The sequence below is a fragment of the Geobacillus sp. genome, assembly GCF_017515625.1.
In the GTDB taxonomy this organism is placed as follows: Bacteria; Bacillota; Bacilli; order Bacillales; family Anoxybacillaceae; genus Geobacillus; species Geobacillus stearothermophilus.
On the sequence record NZ_JAFWFM010000022.1, the window covers coordinates 1 to 5,235 of the forward strand.

The 5,235-nt window shown below is 53.9% G+C and carries 7 protein-coding genes and 2 pseudogenes; 7 read left to right on the forward strand and 2 right to left on the reverse strand.

Translation table 11 applies throughout. The features are described from left to right. Positions 1-370, reverse strand: a pseudogene (locus IKE44_RS01475) (arginine decarboxylase); the annotation flags it as partial. 229 nt (positions 371-599) lie between these two features. Between IKE44_RS01475 and IKE44_RS01480 the strand changes: the two are divergent. The 5 genes and pseudogenes from IKE44_RS01480 to IKE44_RS01500 all read left to right on the forward strand — a co-directional run. Next, positions 600-797, forward strand: a pseudogene (locus IKE44_RS01480) (nitronate monooxygenase); the annotation flags it as partial. Continuing rightward, positions 733-903 (forward strand): hypothetical protein, encoded by a 171-nt coding sequence (locus IKE44_RS01485; RefSeq protein ID WP_183083996.1) that lies wholly within the window; start codon positions 733-735, stop codon positions 901-903. The pseudogene IKE44_RS01480 and the gene IKE44_RS01485, both read left to right, overlap by 65 nt. A 16-nt stretch (positions 904-919) precedes the next feature. Further along, entirely contained in the window at positions 920-1,228 is a 309-nt protein-coding gene (locus IKE44_RS01490; RefSeq protein WP_033008499.1) for a UPF0223 family protein, read from the forward strand. An 87-nt stretch (positions 1,229-1,315) separates the two neighbouring features. After that, positions 1,316-1,531 carry a hypothetical protein gene (locus IKE44_RS01495; protein WP_287464809.1) on the forward strand — a complete coding sequence of 72 codons (216 nt, stop codon included), beginning with the start codon at positions 1,316-1,318 and terminating at the stop codon, positions 1,529-1,531. A 100-nt stretch (positions 1,532-1,631) separates the two neighbouring features. Further along, the gene (locus IKE44_RS01500) at positions 1,632-2,426 is read left to right on the forward strand and encodes an inositol monophosphatase family protein (protein ID WP_287464810.1); all 795 of its coding nucleotides are present in this window, start codon (positions 1,632-1,634) and stop codon (positions 2,424-2,426) included. Positions 2,427-2,498: 72 nt separating this feature from the next. Here the strand turns inward: IKE44_RS01500 and IKE44_RS01505 are convergent, their stop codons facing one another. Then, positions 2,499-2,672, reverse strand: coding sequence for a DUF5325 family protein (locus tag IKE44_RS01505; protein ID WP_160315647.1), 174 nt, complete (start codon positions 2,670-2,672; stop codon positions 2,499-2,501). 155 nt (positions 2,673-2,827) lie between these two features. Between IKE44_RS01505 and typA the strand changes: the two genes are divergently transcribed. Together typA and IKE44_RS01515 are read left to right on the forward strand one after the other, a co-directional pair. Beyond that, complete coding sequence (gene typA / locus IKE44_RS01510; RefSeq protein ID WP_287464812.1) at positions 2,828-4,672, forward strand: translational GTPase TypA; 1,845 nt, start codon at positions 2,828-2,830, stop codon at positions 4,670-4,672. A 134-nt stretch (positions 4,673-4,806) separates the two neighbouring features. Continuing rightward, positions 4,807-5,100: a YlaH-like family protein gene (locus tag IKE44_RS01515; protein ID WP_287464813.1), complete on the forward strand. Its 294-nt coding sequence runs from the start codon at positions 4,807-4,809 to the stop codon at positions 5,098-5,100. Positions 5,101-5,235: the final 135 nt, after the last annotated feature.

A 5,235-nucleotide genomic window follows, 5' to 3' on the forward strand; every position in this document is an offset into this window, starting at 1 on the left:
AGACGATTGCAGACATGACCGATTTATGGACGTTGCGCGGCACAATAATTTTATCGCCCGGTCCGGCGACCGACATGACCATCGTCATGATCGCCCCGCTCGTCCCTTGCACTGAGAAAAACGTGTAATCGGCGCCGAACGCTTCGGCGGCGAGCTCCTGTGCACGTTTGATCATCCCTTTCGGATGATGCAAATCGTCGAGCGGACTGATGTTGATTAAATCGATCGCCAAGGCGTTTTCTCCGATGAAGGAGCGAAACTCCGGATCCATGCCGGCCCCTTTTTTATGGCCGGGGATGTGAAATTGAACCGGATTTTTTTTCATATGCTCCAACAGTCCGGTAAACAATGGTGTTTCGAGTTGTGACAATGGTTCCCCACACCTCTTTACCTTAAAAATAAAACAAATGCATTATAGCATTTATTTGTTCGTTTGCAAAGAAGAAAAGAATGTTGCACCAAAAAAGGAGAATGGCGATCAAAACAAGAAGTAAAAGAAGGATAACATCAAAAAGGGGAATGAATCGATGGAATGGAACACGAGAGTGACCGAGTTGCTCGGCATTACATATCCAATCATTCAAGGGGGATGAGCCTATCTGGCGTACGCCGACTTGGACGCCGCCGTCTCCAACGCCGGCGGGCTCGGCCAAATTACGGCGATGTCGCTTGAAAGCCCGGAGCGCTTGCGCGAGGAAATCCGCAAAGTGAAAGAAAAGACGGACTGGCCGTTTGGAGTTAATTTTGCCATCGGCCAGCACGGCCGCCCGTTCGCTCATATGCTTGAGGCTCGCTTGGGCCGGACAGGCGATTGGGCTCATTCACGACATTCCGTCGGTCGCTGAACTGTTTGCCCGCATGATCGGCGAGGCGGAACAAATTCGGCGCCGTTGGGCAAACTAACAGCGGAGGTGAAACAATGGGCTATTCGTACCCGTTTTCGTATGATTGGTCGACGCAAGAAATCATCGATGTCATTAAATTTTTTACGGCGGTCGAAACGGCGTATGAGCGGGGGATGAAACGCGAAGAATTAATGGAGATATACCGCCGTTTCAAAGAGATCGTCCCGTCCAAAAGCGAGGAAAACCGGTTGTACGCCGAGTTTGAAAAGGAAAGCGGCTATTCATCGTACGCGGTCATCAAGCAGGTGAAAGAGGCAAAAAACGGCGACTGGATTCACATCGGGCCAAGCGGGCGAAACGCGGTAGGTAAACGCACAAATTAGTTGCATACACCCCTTTTTCCACATAATATTAAAATATAAAACAAAACGAAGCAGTACATTCCGTGAGGGGCGCCGGAAGTTTAGCTGATGATCGAGAAAGGGGTGCGGACGAAGATGAAAAAAACCGCCAATTCGCTGAAACGGCTAGACGGAGACAAACGCATGGCGGTGTTGCGGCTCGAACTTGATTATGAATTGGCGACGCTGTATGAAGCCATGATGGAAAACGATGAAGAAAAGAAAAGAGAATGCAAACGGCGGCTTGAAAAGCTGCGCCAAGAACTGATGCGCCTTCAAGTATGACCATTTTTAAGGCGAACCATCTTTGCGGTTCGTTTTTTTCTTGAGCGGTGCCCACCCCTTTCCGGCTGCTGCGTACATAATAAAAGCGGGAGGAATAGACATGGAAGGAAAATGGGAAGAGATCGACCAGTATGCCCGGCAATGGATTGCAGAAGCGGGACAGCGCATCCGCGCCTCGTTTGCGGAGCCGCTGACTGTGGAAACGAAGGAAAACCGCAACGACTTGGTGACGAACGTCGACCGCGGCATTGAGCAGTTTTTCGCCGAGCACATCCGCCGCCAATTTCCCGGCCATCGCCTGTTGGGCGAAGAAGGGTTCGGCGATGAGCTGGCCGCATTGGACGGCGTTGTATGGGTCATTGACCCGATTGACGGAACGATGAACTTTGTCCATCAGCGGCGCCACTTTGCCGTGTCGGTCGGCATTTTCGAAGATGGCGTCGGCCAGCTTGGCTATGTGTATGACGTTGTCTTTGACGAGCTGTATACCGCGCAAAAAGGGAAGGGGCTGTTTTTGAACGGCGAGCCGCTCGGCCGCTTGCAGCCGGCACCGATGGCGGAATCGATCATCGCCATTAATGGCACATGGCTCATGGAAAATAAACGTCTCGACCATCGTCCACTCGTGAGGCTGGCCAAAGATGCGCGCGGCACGCGTTCGTACGGGTCGGCGGCGCTCGAGCTCGCCTATGTCGCAGCCGGCCGCTTGGACGCCTACATTTCGCCGCGCCTGTCGCCGTGGGATTTTGCCGGCGGGATGATTTTAATTGAAGAGGCGGGCGGAATCATGACGAACCTCGACGGAAAGCCGATCGATCTGCTCAACCGCAGCTCTGTGCTTGCCGCCAAGCCGGGCGTGCATGAGGAAATTTTGTATCGCTACCTTCGGGGCTGACGAGAAGGAGGCTGCGGCAAGAAAAGGGGCTGATCCAAAATGCGAGTGCGTTTTCGGATCAGTCCCGTTTTTTTATTCGCGCATCCGCTTTTTGCGAACGAACCCGGCGCCCATAATGGTGATAAACGTGAGCGTCGAGACGGCGATGCCGGTTGCGCTTTGCCTAGCGATGAAAACGCCGATCGCCATGACGGCGGCGACAGCGAGGATGGCGAGTAGCAGCGGCACAGGTTCGATGCGTTTCATCCGCTTGACTCCTTTCTCGGAAAATGAGGCGTCTTTTTCTAGTGTACCGGAAAATGCGGCTCTTCACCAAACGTTATGTTGCATCTATATATGCTTGATTTTCTATGTTTTGTGATATAATAGACGAGCAGCTTGTCTAACAGGAGTGACCAACATTGACCAAGAAACGAATGGATCTTCGCAATATTGCGATTATCGCCCACGTCGACCATGGAAAAACGACGCTCGTCGACCAACTGCTCCGGCAGTCGGGAACATTCCGCGAAAACGAACAAGTCGAGGAGCGGGCGCTTGATCGCAACGATTTGGAGCGTGAGCGCGGCATTACGATTTTAGCCAAAAATACTGCTGTGTTGTATAAAGGGACGCGCATCAACATTTTGGATACACCGGGGCACGCCGATTTCGGCGGGGAAGTGGAGCGGATCATGCGCCTTGTTGACGGCGTCTTGCTTGTCGTCGATGCGTACGAAGGCTGTATGCCGCAAACGCGGTTTGTGCTCAAAAAAGCGCTTGAGCAGCAGCTTGTGCCGATTGTCGTCGTCAACAAAATCGACCGCGAGTTTGCCCGTCCGGCGGAAGTCGTCGATGAAGTGATCGACTTGTTTATTGAACTCGGCGCTTCGGAGGAGCAGCTTGAGTTTCCGGTCGTGTACACATCGGCGCTGCGCGGAACATCAAGCCTTGACCCGGACCGGCAAGGCGGGGACATGACCGCCTTGTTTGAGACGATCATCGAGCATATTCCGGCGCCGGCGGACAATCGCGATGAACCGTTGCAATTCCAGGTGGCCCTGCTCGATTATAACGAATACGTGGGCCGCATCGGCATCGGGCGCATTTTCCGCGGCACGATGAAAACCGGCCAGCAAGTCGCCTTATTGAAGCGCGACGGCACCGTGAGACAGTTCCGCATCACAAAGTTGTTCGGCTTTATTGGCTTAAAGCGGATCGAGATTGAAGAAGCCCACGCCGGCGACATCGTGGCTGTTGCGGGAATGGAAGACATTAACGTCGGCGAGACCGTTTGTCCGCCGGACCGCCAGGAACCGTTGCCGCCGCTTCATATTGATGAGCCGACGCTGAAAATGACCTTTCTTGTCAACAACAGCCCGTTTGCCGGGCGCGAAGGCAAATATGTGACGGCACGGAAGTTGGAAGAGCGGCTGCTCACCCAGCTTGAGACCGATGTCAGCCTGCGCGTCGAGCCGACCGATTCGCCGGATGCATGGATCGTTTCCGGACGCGGCGAGCTTCATTTAGCCATTCTAATTGAAAGCATGCGCCGAGAAGGGTATGAACTGCAAGTATCGAAGCCGGAAGTCATTGTCAAAGAGATCGATGGCGTTTTGTGCGAACCGATTGAACGAGTCGTGATCGACGTTCCGGAAGAGTATACCGGCGCCGTTATGGAATCGCTTGGCAGCCGCAAAGGCGAACTCGCCGATATGGTGCATGGAGACAACGGACAAGTGCGTCTCGTCTTTCTTGTGCCGTCGCGCGGGTTGATCGGCTATCGAAGCGAATTTATGTCGCTGACGCGTGGGTATGGCATTTTAAACCATTCATTTGACCATTACGCTCCCATGCAGCCTGGCGCGATCGGAGGCCGCCGCCAAGGGGTGCTCGTCTCGATGGAAACCGGCAAGGCGACAGCGTACAGCATTATGCAGCTTGAGGACCGCGGCACGATTTTTGTCGAGCCGGGCACAGAAGTGTACGAAGGAATGATCGTCGGCGAGCACAACCGGGAAAACGACCTTGTCGTCAACATTTGCCGCGAGAAGCATGTTACGAATGTGCGCTCATCGACGAAAGAGCAGACGGTGACGATGAAAAAGCCGCGCCTGCTGACGTTGGAAGAGGCGCTTGAGTATTTGAACGACGATGAATATTGCGAAGTGACGCCGGTTTCCATTCGTTTGCGCAAAAAAATCTTAAGCAAAAGCGAGCGCGAAAAAGCGGAGAAGAGAAAGAAAGCGGCGCAACAGGCAAAATAGAAGCGGCATGCCTTTGGCTAACCGGGAAAGCCCTGGATGCGCCGGCGTGTGCATGCTTCTGCCGCGCGGCGCTTGAGAGGAAACAAAACAAGGCTGCGTTTTGGCGGGCATTCGGGTGGACGGGAGGGAACAATATGAACGTGCTGGAACGGCTGACGTTTTTCGCCTCTCTTTATGACGTTGACGGCAATCCCGAGCGCGGCATGTGGCTGCTGTACGCCACGGTTTTGCTGCTGGCGGCGCTTGTTTACCGTCTCGGTTTTGCCCGCCGGCTGCCGCTGTTGAAAAGCGCCGTCATTTACGTCTTGCTGGCGCTCGGCTGCACAGTGTTAACGTTTTTCGCTGTTTTTTTGCCTGTGGCGGAAGGATTGGCGGTCGCCGCGCTCGTATTGCTCATTTATAAAATCCGCCTCAGGCAGGCGAGGTAGCGTCAAAAGTTCTATGAAAACTCCACACAGATCATCCCATTGAGCATCGTGGGGCATGCGGAGGGCCGGATTCGCCCTTGACCAACACCCGCCAAAGGTGCGGAAGAGTCGTCAAGGGCGACGGGGACAAAAAAG